This window comes from Mesorhizobium sp. M3A.F.Ca.ET.175.01.1.1 (assembly GCF_004791945.1).
Classification (GTDB): Bacteria; Pseudomonadota; Alphaproteobacteria; order Rhizobiales; family Rhizobiaceae; genus Mesorhizobium.
In genome coordinates this window covers 1-338 of record NZ_SRTP01000201.1, presented here as the reverse complement: position 1 = coordinate 338, position 338 = coordinate 1, and the positions used below count along the sequence as shown (strand labels likewise).

At 66.6% G+C, this 338-nt stretch carries 1 protein-coding gene; it reads right to left on the bottom strand.

The features are described 5' to 3' along the window. Nucleotides 1-20: 20 nt before the first annotated feature. Nucleotides 21-338 (bottom strand): tyrosine-type recombinase/integrase (locus EN818_RS31340; protein ID WP_145972147.1); only part of this gene is annotated, 318 nt, incomplete at its 5' end.

Below are 338 nucleotides of genomic sequence, written 5' to 3'. Positions count from 1 at the left end.
GCCGACACGGGCGGAACCGGTCAGCCCGGCGGCACCACTTCAACGTTCAGCCTGTCGAGCGGGCTCGTCGTGCGCCGGATGAGGCCGTTCGAGACCTTGGTGTAGCGTGCCGTCGAGGAAAGATTGTTGTGGCCAAGCAGCACCTGGATGATGCGGATATCGGTGCCGTTCTCGAGCAGATGCGTGGCGAAGGAGTGCCTGAGCGTGTGCACCGTCACCCGCTTGTCGATGCCGGCGGCAGCGCGCGCCGAGCGGCAGGCCGAATACAGCACCTGCACGTCGATGGGACGATTGGGGTCGCGGCCGGGAAACATCCAGCCCTGCGGCTTCGCCAGTCG